The sequence below is a fragment of the Roseomonas sp. 18066 genome (assembly GCF_902706185.1).
GTDB lineage: Bacteria > Pseudomonadota > Alphaproteobacteria > Acetobacterales > Acetobacteraceae > Pseudoroseomonas.
In genome coordinates this window covers 50325-71957 of record NZ_CACSJM010000001.1, presented here as the reverse complement: position 1 = coordinate 71957, position 21633 = coordinate 50325, and the positions used below count along the sequence as shown (strand labels likewise).

Annotated in this window: 19 protein-coding genes; 13 read left to right on the top strand and 6 right to left on the bottom strand. The window is 70.4% G+C overall.

Annotated features, from left to right (window positions below; translation table 11 throughout):
• The first annotated feature begins 153 nt into the window (after nt 1-153).
• From GVN67_RS00315 to rutA, 3 genes are all read left to right on the top strand, one after another.
• Nucleotides 154-2199, top strand: coding sequence for a hydantoinase/oxoprolinase family protein (locus tag GVN67_RS00315; protein WP_159992256.1), 2046 nt, complete (start codon nt 154-156; stop codon nt 2197-2199).
• 14 nt (nt 2200-2213) lie between these two features.
• A complete protein-coding gene (locus tag GVN67_RS00310) occupies nt 2214-4193 on the top strand; it encodes a hydantoinase B/oxoprolinase family protein (RefSeq protein WP_159992255.1) in 1980 nt (659 codons plus the stop codon).
• Nucleotides 4194-4389: 196 nt separating this feature from the next.
• The gene (gene rutA / locus GVN67_RS00305; protein ID WP_159992254.1) at nt 4390-5481 is read left to right on the top strand and encodes a pyrimidine utilization protein A; all 1092 of its coding nucleotides are present in this window, start codon (nt 4390-4392) and stop codon (nt 5479-5481) included.
• A 31-nt stretch (nt 5482-5512) separates the two neighbouring features.
• Here the strand turns inward: rutA and GVN67_RS00300 are convergent, their stop codons facing one another.
• Nucleotides 5513-6712: an MFS transporter gene (locus tag GVN67_RS00300; protein ID WP_159992253.1), complete on the bottom strand. Its 1200-nt coding sequence runs from the start codon at nt 6710-6712 to the stop codon at nt 5513-5515.
• A 115-nt stretch (nt 6713-6827) separates the two neighbouring features.
• On the opposite strand from GVN67_RS00300, the gene GVN67_RS00295 reads away from it, so the two are divergent.
• Nucleotides 6828-7787, top strand: a complete 960-nt coding sequence (locus GVN67_RS00295; protein ID WP_159992252.1) for an AraC family transcriptional regulator — start codon at nt 6828-6830, stop codon at nt 7785-7787.
• A gap of 89 nt (nt 7788-7876) precedes the next feature.
• Nucleotides 7877-8623 carry an aquaporin Z gene (aqpZ, locus tag GVN67_RS00290; protein WP_159992251.1) on the top strand — a complete coding sequence of 249 codons (747 nt, stop codon included), beginning with the start codon at nt 7877-7879 and terminating at the stop codon, nt 8621-8623.
• Between the two features lie 18 nt (nt 8624-8641).
• On the opposite strand, the gene GVN67_RS00285 is transcribed toward aqpZ, so the two are convergent.
• Entirely contained in the window at nt 8642-9280 is a 639-nt protein-coding gene (locus tag GVN67_RS00285; protein ID WP_159992250.1) for a response regulator transcription factor, read from the bottom strand.
• Between GVN67_RS00285 and GVN67_RS00280 the strand changes: the two genes are divergently transcribed.
• The 3 genes from GVN67_RS00280 to GVN67_RS00270 all read left to right on the top strand — a co-directional run bounded on the left by GVN67_RS00280 (nt 9279) and on the right by GVN67_RS00270 (nt 11875).
• The gene (locus tag GVN67_RS00280) at nt 9279-9599 is read left to right on the top strand and encodes a hypothetical protein (protein ID WP_159992249.1); all 321 of its coding nucleotides are present in this window, start codon (nt 9279-9281) and stop codon (nt 9597-9599) included. The genes GVN67_RS00285 and GVN67_RS00280 overlap by 2 nt on opposite strands.
• Nucleotides 9596-10405, top strand: coding sequence for an alpha/beta fold hydrolase (locus GVN67_RS00275; protein WP_159992248.1), 810 nt, complete (start codon nt 9596-9598; stop codon nt 10403-10405). Before GVN67_RS00280 ends, GVN67_RS00275 begins: the two co-directional genes overlap by 4 nt.
• Before the next feature lie 120 nt (nt 10406-10525).
• Nucleotides 10526-11875 (top strand): LLM class flavin-dependent oxidoreductase, encoded by a 1350-nt coding sequence (locus tag GVN67_RS00270; RefSeq protein ID WP_159992247.1) that lies wholly within the window; start codon nt 10526-10528, stop codon nt 11873-11875.
• Here GVN67_RS00270 and GVN67_RS00265 read toward each other — a convergent pair.
• Nucleotides 11872-12567, bottom strand: a complete 696-nt coding sequence (locus GVN67_RS00265) for an HAD family hydrolase (protein ID WP_159992246.1) — start codon at nt 12565-12567, stop codon at nt 11872-11874. The two genes, GVN67_RS00270 and GVN67_RS00265, sit on opposite strands and share 4 nt — an antisense overlap.
• A gap of 215 nt (nt 12568-12782) precedes the next feature.
• On the opposite strand from GVN67_RS00265, the gene GVN67_RS00260 reads away from it, so the two are divergent.
• Genes GVN67_RS00260 through GVN67_RS00250 form a run of 3 tightly spaced genes read left to right on the top strand, consistent with a single transcriptional unit; the run spans nt 12783 to nt 16645 of the window.
• Nucleotides 12783-14384, top strand: a complete 1602-nt coding sequence (locus GVN67_RS00260; protein WP_159992245.1) for an ABC transporter substrate-binding protein — start codon at nt 12783-12785, stop codon at nt 14382-14384.
• A gap of 25 nt (nt 14385-14409) precedes the next feature.
• A complete protein-coding gene (locus tag GVN67_RS00255; RefSeq protein ID WP_235034878.1) occupies nt 14410-15735 on the top strand; it encodes an LLM class flavin-dependent oxidoreductase in 1326 nt (441 codons plus the stop codon).
• Between the two features lie 7 nt (nt 15736-15742).
• Nucleotides 15743-16645 (top strand): LysR substrate-binding domain-containing protein, encoded by a 903-nt coding sequence (locus GVN67_RS00250; protein ID WP_159992243.1) that lies wholly within the window; start codon nt 15743-15745, stop codon nt 16643-16645.
• A gap of 82 nt (nt 16646-16727) precedes the next feature.
• On the opposite strand, the gene GVN67_RS00245 is transcribed toward GVN67_RS00250, so the two are convergent.
• Both GVN67_RS00245 and GVN67_RS00240 read right to left on the bottom strand, forming a co-directional pair.
• Nucleotides 16728-17699 (bottom strand): S1C family serine protease, encoded by a 972-nt coding sequence (locus GVN67_RS00245; RefSeq protein WP_159992242.1) that lies wholly within the window; start codon nt 17697-17699, stop codon nt 16728-16730.
• A 205-nt stretch (nt 17700-17904) separates the two neighbouring features.
• On the bottom strand, nt 17905-18732 hold the full coding sequence (locus GVN67_RS00240; protein ID WP_200845054.1) for an alpha/beta fold hydrolase: 828 nt from the start codon (nt 18730-18732) through the stop codon (nt 17905-17907).
• Nucleotides 18733-19163: 431 nt separating this feature from the next.
• On the opposite strand from GVN67_RS00240, the gene GVN67_RS00235 reads away from it, so the two are divergent.
• Nucleotides 19164-19883 carry a ParA family protein gene (locus GVN67_RS00235; RefSeq protein WP_159992241.1) on the top strand — a complete coding sequence of 240 codons (720 nt, stop codon included), beginning with the start codon at nt 19164-19166 and terminating at the stop codon, nt 19881-19883.
• A 2-nt stretch (nt 19884-19885) separates the two neighbouring features.
• Nucleotides 19886-20518, top strand: coding sequence for a hypothetical protein (locus GVN67_RS00230; RefSeq protein WP_159992240.1), 633 nt, complete (start codon nt 19886-19888; stop codon nt 20516-20518).
• Between the two features lie 16 nt (nt 20519-20534).
• Here GVN67_RS00230 and GVN67_RS00225 read toward each other — a convergent pair whose 3' ends face one another.
• Nucleotides 20535-21500 carry a replication protein RepA gene (locus tag GVN67_RS00225; RefSeq protein WP_235034877.1) on the bottom strand — a complete coding sequence of 322 codons (966 nt, stop codon included), beginning with the start codon at nt 21498-21500 and terminating at the stop codon, nt 20535-20537.
• Between the last annotated feature and the right edge of the window lie 133 nt (nt 21501-21633).

The following is a 21633-nucleotide window of genomic DNA, read 5'->3' as shown; positions in this document are numbered from 1 at the left end:
GGTTATGGGCGGCGTGCCACCTGGCGGAAAGACAGGCTGTCAGCACCGGGCATTCCGGGGGGCCATAACCCGAGGTTTGCCCCTGCGTGCCAAAAGTCATTGGCGGCACCGCCGCCCGGCATGGCAGTCAACGGTCAGGACAAGGAGAGACGCATGGGCTGGCGGGTTGGCGTGGATGTCGGCGGGTCCTTCACGGATTTCGCCGCGCTGGACGAGACGAGCGGGCGACTGGTCACGCTGAAGGTCTTCTCCCGCCCCGATGCCCCGGGCGCCGAGATCGAGGCCGGTCTGGCGCAGCTGGCGCAGCGCCATGGCGTCGAGGCCACGGCCGTCGACTACTTCACCCATGGCACCACGGTCGGCATCAACACCGTCATCCAGCGCAACGGCGTCCGCCTGGCGCTGCTGACCACGGCCGGCTTCGAGGATGTCCTCGAGATGGCGCGGCTGAAGATCCCCGAGATCCACAACCTCTATTCGACGCGGCCGGCGCCGCTGGTGCCGCGCGACCGCGTCTTCGGCATCCAGGGCCGGCTGCGCGCCGATGGCAGCGAGCATCTTCCTGTCGACCGCGCCAGCGTCGAGGCGGCGCTGGCCGGCGCCCGCGCGGCAGGCGCCGAGGCCATCGTCGTCGCGCTGATGCATGCCTGGCGCAGCGATCTGCACGAGAAGCAGGTCGAAGCCATTCTCGCCGAGCTGGCGCCGGGCGTGCCGGTGTTCCGCTCCGGCGCCATCTGGCCGATCATCCGGGAGTACGAGCGCAGCATCACCGCCTGCATCAGCGGCTATGTGCAGCCGCGCGTCGCGCATTATCTCGACCGCTTCGCCGCGACGCTGTCCGGCCTGGGCGTTCCCGCGGCGCCGCGCATCACCAAGTCCAATGGCGGCGTCATGGGCATTGCCCAGGCCAAGGCCGAATGCGTGCAGATGGTGCTGTCCGGCACCGCCTCGGGCGTCATCGGCGCCGGCTTCATTGCCCGCGAATGCGGCTTCCCGCGGCTGCTGACGCTCGACATCGGCGGCACCAGCGCCGATCTCGCCGTGCTGCAGCAGGGCGAGGCCGAATACGGCACCGGCGAGATCATCGGCGACTTCCAGATTTTTATTCCTTCTGTCTCGGTGACATCCATCGGCCAGGGCGGCGGGTCGATCGCCTGGGTCGATGCGCTGGGCGTGCTGAAGGTCGGGCCGCGCAGCGCCGGCTCGACGCCGGGCCCGGCCTGCTACGGCAAGGGCGGCCAGGAACCCACGGTCACCGACGCCGCCGCGGTCTGCGGGCTGATCGGCCATTCGGCGCTGGGCTATGACGCGGTGCGTCTCGACCTCGACGCCGCCCGCGCGGCCGTCGGCGGCATCGCCGGGAAGCTCGGCTGCAGCATCGAGGAAGCGGCGGCCAGCATCCTCGACCTGTCGGTCAGCGCCATGTATGCCGATGCCAGCGGGTTGATCTCCCGCTTCGGCCTGGATGCGCGCGACTTCCAGATGCTGGCCTTCGGTGGCGCCGGGCCGATGCTCGCCTGCTTCCTGGCGCGCGAGCTCAACCTGGCCGGCGTCGTGGTGCCGCCGACGCCGGGCGTGCTCAGCGCCCTGGGCGGGCTGGTGGCCGACCTGAAGAGCGATTTCATCCGTACCATCTACGCGCCGCTGGCCGAAGCCAGCCTGCCCTTGCTGCAGGACAGCCTGGTCGCCATGCGCCACGAGGCCATCGCCTGGCTGGTCGACGACCAGAAGTTCGATGGCGCCCCGCGCCTCAGCCTCTCCGCCGAGCTGCGCTACCAGGGCCAGTCCTTCGAGGTCGACACGTCGCTGCAGGAAGACTGGATCGTCCAGGGCGACCTGGCAGCCCTGCGCGCCGCCTTCGACGCGCAGCACCAGAAGCTCTACGGCCATGCCGATGACGGCGCGCCGGTGCAGGTGGTGACGCTGCGCCTGGCCATCGCCGGCGCCACGCCGAAGCCCGCCTTGCCCCGGCTCGCCGCCGCCACGACAGCCGCCGGTCCCGCCGCAGAGGTGGACACCTATCTCGACGGCGCCTGGCAGAAAGTCCCGTTGTACCAGCGGCAGACCCTGCTGGCGGGCCACGCCTTCGCCTCGCCGGCGATCATCGCCCAGCCGGATTGCACCACCTGCATCCCTGGCGGCTTCACCCTCGCCGTCGACGACCACGGCAACCTGCTGATCACCCCCGCGGCGCGCTGAGAGGATCCCGCATCATGCCGATCGATCGCCGCAGCCTGCAGATCCTGGCCAATCATTGCGGCGCCGCCGCCGATGCCATGGCCTTCACCCTGATGCGCACCGCGCATTCCACCTTCGTCAAGGAGACCGAGGATTTCTCCTGCACGCTGCTGACGGCGGAAGGCCAGGCCTTCGCCTCGCCGCGGCGCTTCGGCGCGCCCTGGTACAGCGGCATCGACTACGGGCCGATGATCGCGCTGATCGCCGACTACGAGGACGGCGACATCTGCATCTGCAACGACCCCTATAGCGGCAATGTCGCCACCCACACGCCGGACCTGCATATCTGGAAGCCGGTGTTCCGCGAGGGCCAGCTGGTCTGCTTCGTCGCCGGCCATATCCACAACACCGACATCGGCGGCGCCGTGCCGGCCTCGCTGTCGCGCACCCTGACCGAGATCGAGCAGGAGGGCATCCGCGTGCCCCCGCTGAAGCTCTTCTCGCGCGGCCGCATGAACGACGACGTGCTGCGCATCCTGCGCCTCAATGTCCGCGCGCCGGAGCAGAACTGGGGCGACCTGAAGGCGCAGATCGCCTCGGTCAATGTCGGCGAGCGCAAGATCCAGGAGATCATCGGCCGCTTCGGGCTGCAGACCTTCCGCGACGGCATCGCGGCCATGCTGGACTATGCCGAGGCCCAGGCCCGCGCCGCCATCCGGCAGATCCCCAATGGCGAGTATTTCTTCGCCGATTTCGCCGACGAGGATGGCGAGGGCGGCGTGCCCTGCCGCGTCGCGCTGACCTTGCGCGTCGCCGATGACAGCGTCGAGCTCGACTACACCGGCAGCGACCCGCAGGTCGCCGCCTCGCTCAACATGCCGCTCGGCGGGCGGGAACGGCACCCGCTGGTGCATGTCGGCCTGACCTATGTGCTGTTCACGCTCGATCCGACCATGCTGCTGAATGCCGGCACGCTGCGCGCGGCGCGCGCCGTGCTGCCGGAAGGCTCGGTGGTCAACTGCACCGCGCCGGCGGCGGTGGGGATGCGCTCGCTGACCTGCATGCTGACGCAGATCGTCACCTTCGGCGCCTTCTCGCTCGCCATGCCGGGGCGGCTGCCGGCGACCTCGCCGGGCGGCAATTCCATCATGAATGTCCGCACCGCCGGCGCCGACGGGCGGCCGGTGATGGCCTCGATCGGGCCGGTCGGCGGCGGCGGCGGCGGCACGCCCTTCGCCGACGGGCCGAACGGCGCCGGCGGCGCCCAGGCCTTCCTGAAGAACACGCCGATCGAGATCTCCGAAGCCGAGGTGCCGGTCCTGTTCAACCGCTACGGGCTGTGGCCGGACAGCGCCGGCCCCGGCCAGCAGCGCGGCGGGCTGTCGGCGGTGATGGAATTCCAGGTCTTCGCCCCCGGCACCGTGGTCACCGCGCGCAACCGCAACCGCTCGGTCTTCGCCTCCTGGGGCGTGCTGGGCGGGCGGGCCGGCGCCACCTCGCGCTTCCTGCGCAATCCGGGCACGCCGCAGGAGCTCAGCCAGGGCAATACCGACATCATGCGCTGCGGCCCGGGCGATGTGGTGCGCGTCGTCGGCGCCGGCGCCGGCGGCTATGGCGACCCCTTCACCCGCGACCCGGCGCTGGTCGCCGAGGATGTGCGCTGCGGCTTCGTCAGCCAGGCGGCGGCCGAGGCGGATTACGGCGTGGTGCTGCGCGACGGCGCCGTCCATCGCCCCGCCACCACCGCGCTGCGCGGCGCCCGCCCGACGCCGGCGAACCAGGACCATTTCGACATCGGCCGCGCCCGTCGCGACTTCGAGAAAACCTGGTCGCCGGCGCGCTATGCCCTGCTGACCGCGTTCCTCTCGGCGCAGCCGGTCGACTGGCGCCACTATCTGAAGCACCGCTTCTTCGCGGCGGTGGCCGCCGGCGAGGCGGCGGAGCTCGGGCTGGAAGGCCAGATGCGCCGCATCGGCGCGCGGCTGTCGAATTCGGCGGAACTAACCCGGCGCTAGATTTTTCCCGGGCAGGTATCGCCAGGCGCACAGGGCGGGCCCGCAGGATGATTGGCGCGGCGGCCGGCAGCGGCTAGGCTGCCGGCCGAGGTCGCGCCAGTCACCCCGTGAGGCGCCGACGGCCCCGCCGGTCCCGCTTCGAGGACCGCTGGACCGAACGGCGCCCGCAGCGACACTCCCGCCCAAGGATTCCGCCATGCAAATCGGCGTCTTCATTCCCATCGGCAACAATGGCTGGCTGATCTCGTCCAACGCGCCGCAATACGCGCCGAGCTTCGCGCTCAACAAGGAAGTGGCGCAGAAGGCGGAGCATTACGGCTTCGACTTCCTGCTCTCGATGATCAAGCTGCGCGGCTTCGGCGGCCAGACCGGCTTCTGGGACCAGAACCTGGAATCCTTCACGCTGATGGCGGGGCTCGCCGCGGTGACCAGCAAGATCAAGCTGTTCGCGACGGCGGCCACCCTGGTGCTGCCGCCGGCGATCATGGCGCGCATGGCCATCACCATCGACAGCATCGCGCCGGGCCGCTTCGGGGTGAACCTGATCACCGGCTGGCAGCGGCCGGAATATTCGCAGATGGGCCTCTGGCCGGGCGAGGAGCATTTTTCTCGGCGCTACGACCAGCTCGACGAATATGCCACCGTCATCCGCGAGCTGTGGGCGACCGGAAAATCGGATTTCCGCGGCGACTTCTACCAGATGGAGGATTGCCGCCTGGCGCCGCTGCCTTCCAGCCCCATCGAGGTGGTCTGCGCCGGGCAGAGCGCCGCCGGCCTCGACTTCATGGCGCGGCATGCCGACTATAATTTCTGCATCGGCCAGGGCCAGAACACGCCGAAGGCCGTGGCCGGCATGACCGAGCGGGTGCAGGCCGCCGCCGCCAAGACCGGGAGGAATGTTTCTTCCTTCGCGCTGTTCATGGTGATCGCCGCCGAGACGGATGAAGAAGCGCAGGCGCGCTGGGATCACTACCAGGCCGGCGCCGACCGCGAGGCCATCGCCTGGATGGCCGACCAGACCTCGGCCGACAAGCGCTCCGGCGACGACACCAATGTGCGCGGCTATGCCTTGCCGGAGGGTGCCATCAACCTGAACATCGGGCGGATCATCGGCTCCTACGCGACCGTCGCGGCGCTGCTGGACGAATTGGAAGACGTGCCGGGCGTCGGCGGCGTCATGCTGACCTTCGACGACTTCGTCGAAGGCATCGAGGCTTTCGGCCAGCGCATCCAGCCGCTGATGAAAAGCCGCCGCGCCGTGGTGGAAGGCCTCGCCGCCACCGCGTGAGCGGCGACGGGCGAGGACTTCGGCGGGAGAATCAGCGCGGCGCGCGCACCCCCGCCGCGACGATCAGGGTGGCGGCCAGCAGCAGCGTGCCGCCGCCCGCGAAGACGCTGCCGATGCCGCCCAGGTGGAAGGCCAGCCCGCCCAGCGCGGCGCCACCGGCGATGGCCAGCTGCACCGCGGCGACGATCAGCCCGCCGCCGCTTTCGGCCTCGTCCGGCACGGCGCGGGCCAGCCAGGTCGACCAGCCCACCGGCACGCCGCCGAAGGCCATGCCCCACAGCGCCACCAGCACCGCATGCAGCGGCAGGCTGGCCGGCAGCAGCAGCAGGGCGAGCGCCGAGCCGCCGATCAGCAGCGGCATCAGCGTCAGCGTCAGCTTGATGCTCCGCTGCAGCAGGAAGCCGGCCAGCAGGGTGCCGGCGAAATTGGCCAGGCCGAAGGCCAGCAGCAGCAAGGCCATGCCGCCGATCTCGACCTCGCTGACCTGCTCCAGGAACGGCCGGATATAGGTGAACAGGGCAAAATGACCGCCGAAGACCAGGACGGTGCAGACGATGCCCAGGCCGATATTCGGCCGCCGCAGCACCGCCACCAGCGTCGACAGCCGCGCGACGCCCTGCGGCGGCAGCCGCGGCAGGGTGGCCAGCTGGGCCACCAGCCCGACCACCGCCAGCGCCGTCGCCGCGTGGAAGACGGCGCGCCAGCCATAGAGCCCGCCCAGGTAGCTGCCCAGCGGCGCCGCCGCGATGGTGGCCACCGAGACGCCGCTGAACACCATCGACAGCGCCCGCGGCACCTGGTCGGGCGGCACCAGCCGCATGGCGGTCGCCGCCGCCATGCTCCAGAAGCCGCCCAGCGCGATGCCCAGCATGACGCGGGCCAGCAGCAGCACGGTCAGGCTGGGGGCCGTCGCCACCAGCAGGTTGGAGGCGATCAGCAGCACGGAGAAGAACAGCAGCACCAGCCGGCGGTCGATGCCGCGGGTGGCCACCGCCGTCAGCAGGCCGGAGGCGAGCGCCACGGCGGCGGTCACCGTCACCGCCTGGCCGGCCACGCCCTCGGCGATGCCCAGGCTTTGCGCCATCGGCGTCAGCAGGCTGGCCGGCAGGAATTCGGCGGTGACCAGGCCGAAGACGCCGAGCGTCAGGGAAAACACCGCAGCCCAGGCTGGAGCCGTCGCCGGTGCTGAGACCGGCGCGGCGGGCAGGGCCGCCGACACAGCGTCGCTCATTCACCAATCCTTTTTGTCAATCAAACAGGTTGGTGCGGAAGCTAGGGTGGAAAACCCGGACGATCCATGCCAGATCATCCGTCTTCCTTGACCGAAACGCCGGGACCCGCCGCCGATGCAGACCCCCGCCCCCGACCTGATGAGCGAGCTGCTGCAGGGCATGCGGCTGCGCGGCATCCAGCACCGCCGCATCCGCCTGGCCGCCCCCTTCTGCCTGGATTTCCCCGGCGATCCCGGCCGCGCCCAGTTCCATTTCGTCGCCGGCGGCGAGGTCGAGCTGCAGACCCCCGACGGCGCCAGCCACCGCCTGGCCCCGGGGGCGGCCGTGCTGCTGCCGCATGGCCGCGGCCACCGGCTGGTCTCGCCGGGGCAGCATGCCGGCATGGTGCAGTGCCATGACATCCGCGACCTGATCGCCGCCCCGCTCTGCGAGGATGTCGCCGCCATCGATTCCTGCGACGGCGCCGCCTGTGGCGCGCTGCTGTTCAGCAGCTGCATGGAGCTGGAGCTCGGCGCCATGCAGGGGCTGGTGCGGCTGATGCCCCCCGCGATGCTGGTGACCACCCTGCTGGACCAGCAGCCGGAGCTGCTGCCGATCCTGACCGCCATGGAGGCCGAGGCCTGCGGCCAGCGCCTGGGCCATGCCGCCATCCTGGCCAGGCTCGCCGATGTGGTCGCCGCCACCATCCTGCGCGGCTGGGTCGAGAGCGGCTGCGGCCGCGCCTCCGGCATCGCCGAGGCGATGCGCGACCCCCGCCTGGCCCGCGCGCTGGCCGCCCTGCATCGCGACCCCGGCCGCGCCTGGACGGTGGCCGAGCTGGCGGCCGAGATGGGCAGCTCCCGCTCGATCTTCGCCGAGCGCTTCCAGGCGGTGACCGGCGTCAGCCCGCTGCGCTATGTCACCGAGCTGCGCATGCGCCTGGCCCAGCAATGGATCGGCCGCGAGCGGATGCCGATCGAGCTGGCGGCGTCGCGCCTCGGCTATGCCTCCCAGGCCGCCTTCAGCCGCGCCTTCAAGCGGGTGACCGGCCATCCGCCCGGGGCGTCGCGGCGGCCTGAAGCAAGGATCGGGTGACGCGCCGGCCCCGCCTCGGGTCTTCACCCGATGGGCGGGGGCCGCGCCACGCCGACAGACTGGCGCTCCCTCACCCGCGGAGCCCTTCGATGCAGAACGACCTGTCGCGACGCCTGCTGGCCGAGGCCCTCGGCACCTTCTGGCTGGTGCTCGGTGGTTGCGGCGCCGCGGTGCTGGCGGCGGCCTATCCGATGCTGGGCATCGGCTTCACCGGCGTGGCCCTGGCCTTCGGCCTGTCCGTGCTCAGCATGGCCTATGCGGTCGGCCACGTCTCCGGCGGGCATTTCAACCCGGCGGTGACGCTGGGCCTCTGGGCCGCCGGCCGCTGCGCCCCGCGCCATGTTTTTCCGTACGTGGCGGCGCAGCTGTTGGGCGCCTTCCTCGGCGCCATGGCGCTGTGGGTGATCGCCAGCGGTATGCCGGGCTGGGTGCCGGCCGGCTTCGCCTCGAACGGCTATGGCGCGCTCAGCCCGGGCAAGTACGGCCTGGCCGCCTGCTTCCTGACCGAGCTTCTGCTGACCTTTTTCTTTCTGTTGATCATCATCGGCACCACGGCGAAGGGCGCGGCGACCGGCTTCGCGGGCATCCCGATCGGGCTGGCGCTGACGCTGATCCACCTGATCTCGATCCCGGTCACCAACACCTCGGTCAATCCGGCGCGCAGCACCGCCCCCGCCTTCTTCGCCGGCGGCGAGTATGTCGGGCAGCTCTGGCTGTTCTGGGTGGCGCCGCTGCTGGGCGCGCTGGTGGCCGGCGTCGTCGCCCGCCTGCTCTACGAGCCGAACTCGCTGGAAGACACGCTGGTCATCGAGGAACGCCGCAGCCGCCCCGCCTGAAGACCGAGGCGCGCCCGCTTAGATCGAGGTGAGCTGGGCGCGCAGGGCGTAGCGCACCAGGTCGACCACCGAATGACCGTCGATCTTGCGCATCGCCGCGGTGCGGTGCGTCTCCACCGTCTTGACGCTGATCGCCAGCCGCGCGGCGACCGCCTTGTTGCTCATCCCCTCCGCCAGCAGCTGGACGATCTTCTTTTCACGGCCGGTCAGGTGGATCGCGTCTCCCCCGTCGCCGGCGCGCAGGAAGCCGGCCAGCACCGTGTCGCCGATGGCCGGCGAGAAATACGGGCGGCGCGCCGCCAGGGCCTCGACGGCCGCCAGCACGGCGCCCTCGGCATCGCGCTTCAGCAGATAGCCGCGGGCGCCGGCGGCCAGCACCTCCCGCACCAGGGAAGCGCTGTGCTGCAGGGCGAAGATCAGCACCTCGGTCGTGGGCGCCGCGCGGCGGATCGCCCGCGTCGCCGCCAGCGCATCCAGCCCCGGCAGGCCGAGATCGAGGATGGCGACCGCCGGCCGCAGCCGCAGCGCCAGATCCACGGCGGCGCAGCCATCGGCGGCCTCGGCGCAGACCTGCCAGCCGGCACGCTCTTCCAGCAGGCTGCGCAGGCCCCGGCGCAGCACGGCATGGTCGTCGGCCAGCAGGATGCGCAGCGGCATGGCGAGCACCCCCCGAGGGTTCGCCGCATCCTGGGATCGGCGTTTTCGCCCCGTCAAGCCAAGGCCGCCGCCGGGCTTTCCAACGCCGCGACAGGGGTTTTCGCGGGACGCATCGGCGGCGCGACATGCCGCGCAAACCCGTCTCGCGCCCTGGTTTTGGAACGAATCCGTATCATTCCTGCTGCCGTTCCGCGCGGATTGCGACGCCCGCGCTGACGCGAAGTTCACCCGCCTTGCCTTGATGACCTGGCAGGTCATCGACCGCTGCCCTGCCGCGGGCCCAGCCTGGAACGGCACCACGGAGGAAAGCCCGCCATGACCGCCATCACCACCCGCGACGGCGCGACGCTGCATTGCCAGGACCAGGGCGCCGGCCCGCCCGTGGTGCTGCTGGCCAGCTGGAGCCTGCCCGGCGCCTCCTGGCGCCACCAGACCGAGGCGCTGCTGGCCGCCGGCTTCCGCTGCCTGACCTATGACCGCCGCGGCCATGGCGCCTCCCCCGACCCCGGCGGCCCCATGGATTTTTCCACGCTTGCCGACGACCTCGAGGCGGTGCTGGAGGCGCATGACATCCGCGACGCGACCGCCATCACCTTCTCGGCCGGCAGCGGCGAGGCGGTGCGGCACCTGACCCGGCACGGCGGAAACCGCATCGCCCGGCTGGCGATGATCGCGCCGACCACGCCGCTGCTGGCCCGCCGCGACGACCACCCCGAAGGCATCGACCCGGCGATCTTCCGCGCCTTCATCCAGGAAGAACTGCGCCCGGACTGGCGCGGCTGGCTGGACCGCAATGCCCGCCCCTTCGCCGGGCCCGAGGTGCCGCAGGCCGAGCTGGACTGGCTGATCGGCCTCGCCCTGCAAGCCAGCCCGCGCGCGCTGGAGGCCTTCCACGCCGCGCTCACCACCACCGACTTCCGCGAGGACCTGCCGCGGCTGCGCCTGCCGGTGCTGGTGCTGCAGGGTGACCGGGACGAAACCTGCCCGCTGCCGCTGACCGGCCAGGCCACCGCCGCGCTGATCCCCGGCGCCCGGCTCAGCCTGTTCGAGGGTGCGCCGCATGGCCTGCCGCTCAGCCACCGGGCGCGGCTGAACGCCGAGCTGCTGGCTTTCGCCACGGGCTGACGCGGCCCCCCCTTGCCCGCCGCCCGCGCCTGCCGCAGCATCGCCGGGCAGGGAAGAAAAAATGCCGGTCGCGGCCCCCGGAGATGGCGCCGCAGACCGGCGCGGGTGGAGGCGCTGCTGATGATGAACCTGATGACCAGCCTGATCGGCCTGGGCAGCCACCTGGCCGGCTGGCGGCACCGCGACGCCTGGTCGCCCACCACCATGAGCCTGGACAACGCCATCCACCTGGCGAAGCTGGCCGAGCGCGGCAAGTTGGACATGCTGTTCCTGGCGGACGGCAATGCCGTGCGGCAGATGGACGACCCGATCCTGTTCTCGGCCACCAGCCGCTCCGACCGCCCGGCCGCCTTCGAGCCGCTGACCCTGCTGGCGGCGCTGTCGCAGCACACATCGAAGATCGGGTTGTTCGCCACCGCGACCACGACCTATGACGAGCCCTATCTGCTGGCGCGCCGCTTCGCCTCGCTCGACCATCTGAGCCAGGGGCGGTCCTGCTGGAACATCGTCACCGGCTCCTATGCCGGCGACGCAGTGAATTTCGGCCGGGTCGCGCATGTGCCGCGCGCCGAGCGCTACAACCGCGCCCGCGAATTCGTCGAGGTCTGCAAGGGGCTGTGGGATTCCTGGGCCGAGGACGCCTTCATCGAGGACAAGGCCAGCGGCCGCTTCCTCGATCCCGACCGCGTCCAGCGCCTGAACCACGTCGGCAAGCATTTTTCCGTCCAGGGCCCGCTGAACGTGGCGCGCATGCCGCAGGGCTATCCGGTGCTCTGCACCGCCGGCCAGTCGGAAGCCGGGCGCGAGCTGGCGGCCGAGCATGCCGAGCTGATGTTCTCGGTGGCCCAGACCAAGGCGGAGGCGCAGGAATTCTACGCCGACGTGAAGTCGCGCATGGCGAAGTATGGCCGACCCACCGACAGCCTTCGTATCCTGCCCGGCGTGACCCTGTATATCGGCCGCACCGAAGCGGAAGCCGAAGAACAATTCCAGGAGCTGCAATCGCTGATCCTGCCGGAGCTCGGCCTCGCCTATCTGTCGCGGCAATGCCAGATGGATCTCTCGGCCTATCCGATCGACGGCCCGCTGCCGACGATGGAGGGCGAGATCGCCGGTGTCGCCAGCTACCGCGACTCCATCGCCGCCATGGCCCATGCGGAAAACCTGACCATCCGCCAGACCTATGAGCGGATCGTGCCCTCGCTGGGCCATGTGATGTTCAAGGGCAACCCGGTGCAGATCGCCGACCAGATGGAAGACTGGTTCAAGGGCCAGGCCTGCGACGGCTTCAATGTCGACATGCCGGTGGTGCCGCGCTCGCTGCAGGATTTCGTCGATCTGGTGGTGCCGGAGCTGCAGAAGCGCGGGCTGTTCCGGAAAGACTATGCCGGCGGCACGCTGCGCCAGACCATGGGCCTGGCCACCCCGCAGCGCCGCGTCTTCGCCACGCCGACCCTGGCCGCCGACTAGGTCAGGCTGTCGATCCAATCCGGCAGCTCGGCAAGTCGAGAAAGCTGCCGGAAGCGCGGATGCGCTTCCGGCGCCGCCGCCGCCTCATGGCTCCAGACCTGCTGCTGCGGCACGAAGGCGGCCCAGGCGCCGGCCTCCAGCGCCGGCAGGATGTCGGAGCGCATCGAATCGCCCGCCATCACCGCGCGCCCCGGCACGACATCGTAGCGGGCGAAAAGGCGCCGGAAGGTCTCGGCATTCTTGTCGCTGACGATCTCGATGCCGGAGAAGCGGTCGCCGAGGCCGGAGGCGGCCAGCTTGCTCTCCTGGTGCAGCAGGTCGCCCTTGGTCACCAGCACCAGCCGGCCGCGATCGGCGAGCGCCGCCAGCGTCGCCTCGATCCCGTCGAACAGCTGCACCGGATGCCGCAGCAGCACCCGCCCCGCCTCCAGGATTTTTTTCAATGCCGTCGGCGGCAACGCGTCCCCGCCCAACTCCAACGCCGTCTCGATCATCGAGAGCGTAAAACCCTTGGCGCCGTAGCCGTACAGGGCAAGATTTCGGATCTCGCAGGCTTCCAGCGCCGCGCGCGCGATCCGCGCCTCGGCGAAGGGCTGCAGGATGGCCAGCAGCGCGTCCTCGGTCGCCTGGAAGTGGCGCATGTTGTGCCACAGCGTGTCATCGGCATCGAGGCAGATCAGGTCGATCGGCATGGCACCCCTCCTACCATGCGGCACCCCCCGGTCCCAAGCGGGCGGCCCCGGCTGAGGCTCAGCAAAACTGAGCCTCAGGCCGAGCTTAACTGTGTTGCCTCAAGCAGGGCGAGGTCTCACTCTGCCGCCAAGCGCGGCGTCCAAGCCCGCGCGGCAGGGAACCAGACAGCACGGCCTTCACAGGGGCGGAATTCCGCCCAGCCCCGAAGGACGCCATGCGCCGCCGTTCCCTCCTGACTGCCTCGCTCGGGGTCACCACCCTGGCGGCGCCCTTCCTCGCCCGTCCGGCCTCGGCCCAGGCCGCGACCCGCGTGCTGCGCTTCGTCCCCCAGGGCGACATCGCCAATCTCGACCCGATCTGGGGCACCTCCTACAGCGTGCGCAACGCCGCGCTGCTGGTCTGGGACACGCTCTACGGCATCGACACGCGCATGCTGCCGCAGCGCCAGATGGTCGAGCATGAGGAGGTCTCGGCCGACGGGCTGACCTGGCATTTCCGCCTGCGCCCCGGCCTGGTCTTCCATGACGGCGCCCCCGTCACCGCGCGCGACGCGGTGGCCAGCCTGCGCCGCTGGGCCGCGCGCGACGTGATGGGGCAGAACATCGCCGCCATCGAGGACAGCCTGACCGCGCTCGACGACCGCAGCTTCCGCTGGGTGCTGAAGCGCCCCTTCCCGAAGATGCTCTATGCGCTGGCCAAGTCGAACACGCCCTGCACCTTCATCATGCCGGAGCGCATCGCCCGCACCGACCCCAGCAAGGTGATCACCGAATATATCGGCAGCGGCCCGATGCGCATGGTCACCGCCGAATGGCGCGTCGGCTCCCGCGTCGTCTTCGAGCGTTTCGAAGGCTACCAGCCGCGGCCGGAGCCCGCCTCCTGGATGGCCGGCGGCAAGCGGATGCTGGTCGACCGCATCGAATGGCTGATCATCCCCGATGGCGCGACCGCCGCCGGCGCGCTGCAGACCGGCGAGGTCGACTGGCTGGAAAGCCCGTTGCCCGACCTGGTGCCGCAGCTGGAGCGGCATCGCAGCATCCGCACCGGCATCGCCAATGACCTCGGCGTCGTCTCCGGCGTGCGGCTGAACCACCTGCAGCCGCCCTTCGACAAGGTCGGCATCCGCCGCGCCATGCTGGCCGGCATCCGCCAGACCGACTATCTGAGCGCGCTGGTGGGCGAGGACACGGCGCTGCGCCGCCCGATGAACGGCTATTTCACGCCCGGCACGCCGCTCTACACCGAGGCCGGCGACACCACCCTGGCCCGCGGCGGCGATTTCGAGCTGGCCAAGCGGCTGCTGTCCGAGTCCGGCTATGCCGGCGAGAAGATCGTCATGCTGACGGCGCAGGATTCCTTCGCCGCCAAGGCGGTGGGCGATGTCGCCGCCGACATGTTCCGCCGCATCGGGCTGAACATCGACTATATCTCGACCGACTTCGCCACCATCCAGACCCGCCGACTGAACCGCCGCGCGCCGCCGGAGCAGGGCGGCTGGCACACCTTCCAGGTCAGCCATGCCGGTACCGACTGCATCAACCCCGCCGCCTATCTCGGCCTGCGCGCCAATGGGGAAAAGGGCTGGTTCGGCTGGCCCGACAGCCCCGGCGTCGAGGCCGGCATCGCCGAATGGTACGACAGCGCCTCGCTCGAGGACGAAAAGAGAATCGCCGAGAAGATCAACGCGGCGGCGCTGAACGACGTGATCTTCCTGCCCACCGGCTTCTTCCTGGCCAAGCAGGCCTGGCGCAGCAACGTCGCCGGCGTCGTCACCGCCCCCATCCCGGTCTTCTGGGACGTCTCCAAGTCGGCCTGAAGGGTCTCGCTCAATGACCAGAAAAATGCACCTGAACCTGTTCATCCAGGGCATCGGGCATCACGAGGCCGCCTGGCGCCATCCCGGCACCGATCCGGCCGACATGATGGATATCGGCTACTACCAGCGGCTGGCGCAGCAGGCGGAGGCGGCGAAGCTCGACGCCGTCTTCATCGCCGACGCGCTGGCCATCAACCACCATGTCGAGCACGGGCCTTTCAACAACTTCTTCGAGCCTTTCACACTGCTCGCCGCCGTCGCCGCGGTGACCAGCAAGATCGGCGTGATCGGCACGGCGTCCACCACCTATCACGAGCCCTATGACCTGGCGCGGAAGTTCGCCTCCCTCGACCGCGTCAGCCGCGGCCGCGCCGGGTGGAACATCGTCACCTCGGGCAACGAGATGGCGGCGCAGAATTTCGGCCATGACCAGCATATGCAGCACGCCCAGCGCTATGCCCGCGCGACCGAGTTCGTGGACGTCACCCGCGCGCTCTGGGACAGCTGGGAAGACGACGCGCTGGTCGCCGACCGCGCCAGCGGCCGCTTCGTCGACCGCAGCAAGCTGCATCCGATCCACCATGAGGGAAAATTCTTCAAGGTGCGCGGCCCGCTCGACTTTCCGCGGCCGCCGCAGGGGCATCCGGTGCTGGTGCAGGCCGGCTCCTCCACCGACGGGCGCGAATTCGCCGCCCGCTTCGCCGAGGCCATCTACACCGCGCAGAACAACCTGGCCGATGCGCAGGAATTCTATGGCGACGTGAAGGCGCGGATGCGGAATTACGGCCGCCGCCCCGACCAGCTCTGCATCCTGCCGGGCCTGGCCGCCGTGGTCGGCGCGACCCGGCAGGAGGCGCGCGACAAGGCCGCGGAGCTCAACGAATACATCGTGCCGCAATACGGGCTGCACCAGCTGTCGAACAACCTGGGCGTCGACCTCTTCACCTATCCGCTGGACGGCCCGCTGCCCGAGCTGCCGCCGATCGAGGCGATCAATGGCGGCAAGAGCCGCTACCAGGTCTTCGTCGACCTGGCGCGGCGCGACAACCTGACCATCCGCCAGCTGATCCACGCCATCGCCTTCGGCCGCGGCCACGACACCTTCGCCGGCACCCCCGCCGACATCGCCGACCACATGCAGGAATGGTTCGAGGGCGGCGCCTGCGACGGCTTCAACCTGCTGCCGCCCAACCTGCCCGGCGACATGGGCGTCTTCGCCGAGACCGTGCTGCCCGAGCTGCGCCGCCGCGGGCTGTTTCGTGAGGACTATGGCGGGACCACGCTGCGCGAGCATTTCGGCCTGGACCGCCCGGCCAACCGCTTCACCGCCCAGCCGGCGATGGCGAACTGACGAAAGAATGCGCCGCCGCCTGCCGCCGCTGAACGCGCTGCGCGCCTTCGAGGCCGCCGCCCGCAATGGCGGCTTCGCGGCGGCGGCGGAGGAGCTCGGCGTCACCGCCGCCGCTGTCAGCCGCCATGTGCAGCTGCTGGAGGCGCGGCTGGCGCGGCGCCTGTTCGACCGCGGCCCGCGCTCCCTGGCGCTGACCGCCGAGGGCCGGGCGCTGCTGCCGGTGCTGGTCGACGCCTTCGACACGCTGGAGGCCGGCATCGGCCGCGCCCTGGCGGAGCGCCCGCGCGCCCTGCTGACGGTCAATGCGCAGACTTCCTTCGCCATCGGCTGGCTGCTGCCGCGCCTGCCCCGCTTCCACCGCCGCCATCCGGAGATCGAGCTGCGCCTGTCCACCGCCATCGAGACGCCGGAGCTGCGCGGCGATGACGGGCTGGATGCCGCCGTGGTGCATGGCCGCGGCCCCTGGCCGGAGATTTCTTCCCATCTGCTGTTCCCCGACCGGCTGGTGCCGGTCTGCGCCCCCGCCTGGCTGGCCGCCCGTGGCGCGCTGGAGCCGCGGACCATGGCCGGCGAGACGCTGCTGGCCTCCGACACCGCACCGAACGACTGGGAGGAATGGCTGGCCCATGCCGGCCAGCGCGGCCAGCGCCCCGAGCGGCCGCTGCGCTTCGCCTCCTCGCTGCTGCCGCCGCAGGCCGCCATGCATGGCCTCGGCGTGGCGCTGGCCGACCTGTCGCTGGTGGCGCCCGAGCTCGATGCCGGGCGGCTGGTCAATCCGCTGCCCGCCATTGCCCCGCTGCGGCGCGGCACCGGCTGGCACCTGCTGCATGCCCCGGCGCGCGGGCGGGAAGCGCCGGTGACGGCGCTGCGCGACTGGCTGCTGCAGGAGGCTGCCTCGCCTTTCGGCTGAGGGCGCGGCGGATGCGTCCCCCGGCACGCCCCCCCTGCCCTGCCCGGTCCTGTCCTGTCCTGCCCGGTCCTGCCCTGGGGCGTCAGTGCAGCCGGCGGGTCTTCAGGCAGCGGTTGCGGTCGCCCGAGGTGACATTGACCTCGAAGCGGTCGCCGTCGCGGTCCAGCACCAGCGGCACATCGACCCCGGCATCGCCCAGCGACCATAGCGCGCGGAAGAAGGTGGCCTCGTCGGTCACCGGCTGGCTGTCGACCGCCAGCACGATATCGCCGCGCTTCAGCCCGGCCCGCGCCGCCGGGCCGCGCCGGCTGACGCCGATCAGCACCAGCTGCCCTTCCTCGGACGCCGCCGAGACGCCGAGCCAGGGCCGCGGCGGCCGGCTGGGCTGCCCCTGGGCCAGCATTTCCGGCAGGATCGGCTTCAGCAGGTCGGTGGGGACGCTCATGTTCAGCACCCGCACCTTGCCGTCGCCCGGGTCATGGCCGAGTTGGATCGAGCCGATGCCCACCAGGTCGCCGCGAGGCCCGATCACCGCGCCGCCGCCCCAGAGCGGATGCGCCGGCGCCGTGTAGATCGCATCGTCGAGCAGGTATTCCCAGTAGCCGGCAAAGGCCTGGCGCGCGACGATGCGCCCGGCCAGCGCCCCCTGGCGGCCACCGGCGCCGGCGAAGACGATGTCGTCGCCGGGGCGTATGCTGCTGGAGGCGCCGAGCGGCAGCGCCGGCACGCCGAGCCGCCCCAGCGCCTGCACCAGGCCGAAGCCGGTGACCTGGTCGAAGCCGATCACATGGCCGGGCACGACGCGGCCGTCGCCGGCGGTCAGCCAGACCTCCTCCGCCTCGGTCACCAGGTAGCCGATGGTCAGCAGCAACCCGTCCTCGCGGAACTGCACGGCGTTGCCGATCCGCTCGGTGCCCAGCGTCTCGGCGGTGAAGGCGTCGTCGGGGATGCGGGCGCGCAGCGTCACCACGGCGCTCAGCGCCCGGTCCAGGTCGTATTCGTAATCGCCGGGCTGTGGCTGCATGGCGGCCGGCACGGTTCTGTCCTCGTCCATCCTGGCCTCCGTCGCTGATGCTCCCCGCAGATTGGGGCGCCCTCGGCGAAGTCTAGACCGCATCGCGGCGGCGGGGCTGCAGAATTCGCGGGGCCCTTGGCCTGGCGTCGCGACGGCCGTGAGGACAATGGCGGGATAGTAGGACTTTATTCCTCTCTCGGACGCCCCTGGCGCGGTGTCGCGCCAGGGGATCCCGCGAAAGGCCTCAGCCGCTGATGAAGGCCAGCAGGTCAGCGTTGATCACATCGGCATGCGTCGTCGCCATGCCATGCGGCAGGCCGGGATAGGTCTTCAGCGTGCCGTGCTTCAGCAGCTTGATCGCCAGATGCGCGGAATCGGCGATCGGCACGATCTGGTCGTCCTCGCCATGCAGCACGAGCACGGGCACGTCGATCTTCTTCAGATCCTCGGTGAAGTCCGTCTCGGAGAAGGCCTTGATGCAGTCGTAATGCGCCTTGGCGCCGCCCATCATGCCCTGGCGCCACCAATTGTCGACGACGCCCGGGATGGTCGCGACGCCGGTGCGGTTGAAGCCGTAGAAGGGCCCGGCCGCGACATCGCGGAAGAACTGCGCGCGGTTGTCGGCCAGCGCCTTGCGGAAGCCGTCGAAGACCGCGAGCGGCAGGCCGCCCGGATTGGCCGGCGTCTGCAGCATGATCGGCGGCACGGCGCCGACCAGCACCGCCTTGGCCACGCGGCCCCCACCGCCATATTGCGCGACATAGCGCGCCACCTCGCCGCCGCCGGTCGAATGGCCGATATGCACGGCGCCCTTCAGGTCCAGCTGCTGGGCCAGCGCGGCCACATCGGCGGCATAGGTGTCCATCTCATTGCCGGTTGCCGTCTGGGTGGACCGGCCATGGCCGCGCCGGTCATGCGCGATGACCCGGTAGCCGGCATTGGCGAAGAAAATCATCTGCGCATCCCAGTCATCCGCGCTCAGCGGCCAGCCGTGATGGAAGACGATCGGCTGGCCGGTGCCCCAATCCTTGAAGAAGATCCGGGTGCCGTCCTGGGTGGTGATGCTGTCCATTGAGACGCGTCCTTCATGGGTTGACGGTGCCGCCGCCGCGGGCGGGCGTCGATGGGCCTGGGCCGTGGCCGCCGCCGGCAAGGCAAGCGTCGCCGCGGCCGAAAGCCCGCCGAGCACCAGCTTCCGACGGCCGGGCTGTGGCTGCGACATGGGGATCATGCGGGGCATGCGGGCCTCCTGGCTTGAATATAAATGCCGTCTTCTGCGCCGGGATCGGCGGAGTTTGGCGGCGGCCAGGATGCGGCGCGGCGCGAACGCGCGCGATCATCCGCAGGGGCGGAAGGACCCGGACTTTGGTATAGGGTGGGATGAGGCTGGCGGCGGGGCGTGACTTATCCACAGGCCAGGTTTGACGCCGTCAAACATCGCCCTACAGTGAGCGGCGTTTGACCACACCCTGAAGACGCGATTTGCAGCGGCAAGGAAGCAGCATGGCCCGGAAGCCGAGTTCCAGCAAACCCGTCGAAGCCGCCCCGGCCAAGCCGGCCGAGATCTCGCCCGGCAAGGTGGTGCTCCTGTCCAGCGCCAAGGGCGGCAGCGCCAAGACCACCACCACCCGCAACCTGGCCGCCATGGCCGCCCGCGACGGCTACCGGGTGGCCACCATCGACCTGGACCTGCAGCGCACCCTGACCCGCTGGTGGAACCGCCGGCCGGAAGAGCTGCCGGCGATCAGCCATTTCGACAAGGTCACCATGGCGGAAGCTGCCGAGGCCCTGCGCGAGATTGCCGACCTCGGCGAATACGACCTGATCTTCGTCGACACGCCACCGGGCGTCGAGCATGACTCGGAACACCTGCGCCATGTGTTGCGGCGCGCCGATATCGTGCTGATCCCGACCGGCCAGGGCGGCGAAGACCTGGAATCGGTCGCCGAATGGATGAAGCTGGTGCGGCAGGAAAACCGCCCGGCCTTCTTCCTGCTGTGCAAGACCGAGCGCGATGTCAGCAGCCTGGGCGAGGCCCGGCACTACCTGTCCTCCATGGGCAAGCTTTGCCCGCATGACGTGCGCACGCTGCAGGCGGTGATGCGCACCTATTTCGAAGGCAAGGGCGTCGCCGACCTGACCGGCAAGCTCGGCCGCAAGGCCGCCGAAGACTATGAGGCGGTGTGGAATTTCGTTCGCTTCGAACTCGGGCTGGAGAGCTGAGCATGGCCATCGACGCCAAGGAACGCTGGGGCGCGCGCAAGGCGCCGGCCAAGCGCGCCTCGATCCTCACCATCGCGCATGAGGATGTGGAAACCCCGCGCAGCGAGATTTTCAAGCTGTCCAGCGAGGCCGATGTCGTCCAGGAGATCGGCAAGCTCTGGGACACCGCCCAGCGCACCTTCCTGTCCATCGGCCGGTTGCTGGCGCATGCGGAACGGCAGTTCCGCGGCAGCTTCGAGCGCGACATCGTCGCCAAGCTGCCCTTCAACCGCTCGGTCGCCCATATGCTGCGGACTGTGGCGGAGAAGGTGGAGCAGGGCTACGTGCCCGAGGCCGAGCTGCCGCGCAGCTATGCCGCCGCCTTCCGCCTGGTGACACTGGAGCCCGATGCGCTGGAGCAGGCGCGGCAGCGCGGCCTGGTGGCGCCCGGCACGCCGCGTTCGGCGATCGAGCGCTTCCGCCAGGAATTGCGCACCCAGCGCCTGGCCGCCCATGGCGAGGACGCGCTGCTGGCGGCGAAACGCGAGGAATTGCAGGGGAAGATCGAGCGCGCCCGCAAGGAGATGGCACGCTGGTCGGCGGAGCTCGCCGAGCTGGAGCGTCAGATCATCGACGCCAAGGCCGAGGAGGCCTGAGGACTTTGGCGGGGGGTCAGCCCGCCTTCTTCTGGGGACTCTGCCGGGAAGCGGCCTCGCCCGGGAAGGCGACCACAGTCTTGCGCGCCGCGACCGGGGGCGAGGAGGGGGACAGCACCAGCCCCATCGGCTTGATGTCGATCTTCGCCGCCGGATAGACGGCGGTCGCCAGGGCCAGCTGCTCGGTGAAGGTCTCGCGGAAATGGTCGAGGCGGCGGATGCCGGTGCCGAACTGGGCGTGCAGCGCCTTCCAGGAGACCTGCAGCGGGCTCGGCAGCACATGCAGCCGGTAGGCCAGCCAGCAATAGATATCCAGCGCCATGGAGTGGCGGTTGATGGCGCGGATCGCCGATTCCTCGATGGGGACGGGGTGGCGGCGCAGCTGGTCGAAGAAGGTCTCCGACAGCTTGGTCCGCTCAAGGAACTGGCTCCCGCCAGAGTCCGCATCCTCGGTGAACAGCGCCTTGTCGACGATCAGCTGCTGCACCAGCGCCGAGCGCCCGGCCTGCTGCACCTCGAAGGTCAGGCGGCAGCGGGTGATGCGCTCGGCCTGCTCGCGGACATCCTTGATCGACTTGCCGCCCGGCGAGATGCCCATCCGCCCCAGCCAGGCGCGCAGGCTGCGGCCCAGCTCGATCTCGCGCGAATTGGTGCGGATCGCCTCCGACTGCAGGTACAGCATGATCAGCCGCGCCCGGCTGCCATAGGGCACGCCGATCCATTCCAGGCTGCCATCCGGGCGGGTCTTGCGGCCGGGCTCGACGAGGAGGCTGACGCGGTCGGTGCGAACCTGCCAGGGTGCGTCGTCGGGCAGGCGCTTGTGGGGCAGGGCGGCCTGGGCCCAGCCGGAATAGATGAAGCCGATGCCGCCATCCTCGTCGCCGAGGTAATCGGCGGCGGCATCCACGACGCGACGGTCGAAGTCGAGCTTCAGGACCCCTTGGCGGCCATGGGCTTCCAGCATCGCATGGACTTCGGCCACGGCATCTCTCCTTCAAGGCTCGCTGGTGACCAACCATCGAGGCGTCCCGGAGAATGGAACATTTTGAGACGCTTGTCGCCGAGGACTTTGGCGGGTGAGCTACTAGAGGATTAGTAGTGATTCTAACTATTAG

Excerpts from the sequence above, each read along its gene's own strand:
- GVN67_RS00315 (WP_159992256.1), top strand. The coding sequence starts at position 154 with ATGGGCTGGCGGGTTGGCGTGGATGTCGGCGGGTCCTTCACGGATTTC.
- GVN67_RS00310 (WP_159992255.1), top strand. The coding sequence starts at position 2,214 with ATGCCGATCGATCGCCGCAGCCTGCAGATCCTGGCCAATCATTGCGGC.
- rutA (WP_159992254.1), top strand. The coding sequence starts at position 4,390 with ATGCAAATCGGCGTCTTCATTCCCATCGGCAACAATGGCTGGCTGATC.
- GVN67_RS00300 (WP_159992253.1), bottom strand. The coding sequence starts at position 6,712 with ATGAGCGACGCTGTGTCGGCGGCCCTGCCCGCCGCGCCGGTCTCAGCA.
- GVN67_RS00295 (WP_159992252.1), top strand. The coding sequence starts at position 6,828 with ATGCAGACCCCCGCCCCCGACCTGATGAGCGAGCTGCTGCAGGGCATG.
- aqpZ (WP_159992251.1), top strand. The coding sequence starts at position 7,877 with ATGCAGAACGACCTGTCGCGACGCCTGCTGGCCGAGGCCCTCGGCACC.
- GVN67_RS00280 (WP_159992249.1), top strand. The coding sequence starts at position 9,279 with ATGGCGAGCACCCCCCGAGGGTTCGCCGCATCCTGGGATCGGCGTTTT.
- GVN67_RS00285 (WP_159992250.1), bottom strand. The coding sequence starts at position 9,280 with ATGCCGCTGCGCATCCTGCTGGCCGACGACCATGCCGTGCTGCGCCGG.
- GVN67_RS00275 (WP_159992248.1), top strand. The coding sequence starts at position 9,596 with ATGACCGCCATCACCACCCGCGACGGCGCGACGCTGCATTGCCAGGAC.
- GVN67_RS00270 (WP_159992247.1), top strand. The coding sequence starts at position 10,526 with ATGATGAACCTGATGACCAGCCTGATCGGCCTGGGCAGCCACCTGGCC.
- GVN67_RS00265 (WP_159992246.1), bottom strand. The coding sequence starts at position 12,567 with ATGCCGATCGACCTGATCTGCCTCGATGCCGATGACACGCTGTGGCAC.
- GVN67_RS00260 (WP_159992245.1), top strand. The coding sequence starts at position 12,783 with ATGCGCCGCCGTTCCCTCCTGACTGCCTCGCTCGGGGTCACCACCCTG.
- GVN67_RS00255 (WP_235034878.1), top strand. The coding sequence starts at position 14,410 with ATGCACCTGAACCTGTTCATCCAGGGCATCGGGCATCACGAGGCCGCC.
- GVN67_RS00250 (WP_159992243.1), top strand. The coding sequence starts at position 15,743 with ATGCGCCGCCGCCTGCCGCCGCTGAACGCGCTGCGCGCCTTCGAGGCC.
- GVN67_RS00245 (WP_159992242.1), bottom strand. The coding sequence starts at position 17,699 with ATGGACGAGGACAGAACCGTGCCGGCCGCCATGCAGCCACAGCCCGGC.
- GVN67_RS00240 (WP_200845054.1), bottom strand. The coding sequence starts at position 18,732 with ATGGACAGCATCACCACCCAGGACGGCACCCGGATCTTCTTCAAGGAT.
- GVN67_RS00235 (WP_159992241.1), top strand. The coding sequence starts at position 19,164 with ATGGCCCGGAAGCCGAGTTCCAGCAAACCCGTCGAAGCCGCCCCGGCC.
- GVN67_RS00230 (WP_159992240.1), top strand. The coding sequence starts at position 19,886 with ATGGCCATCGACGCCAAGGAACGCTGGGGCGCGCGCAAGGCGCCGGCC.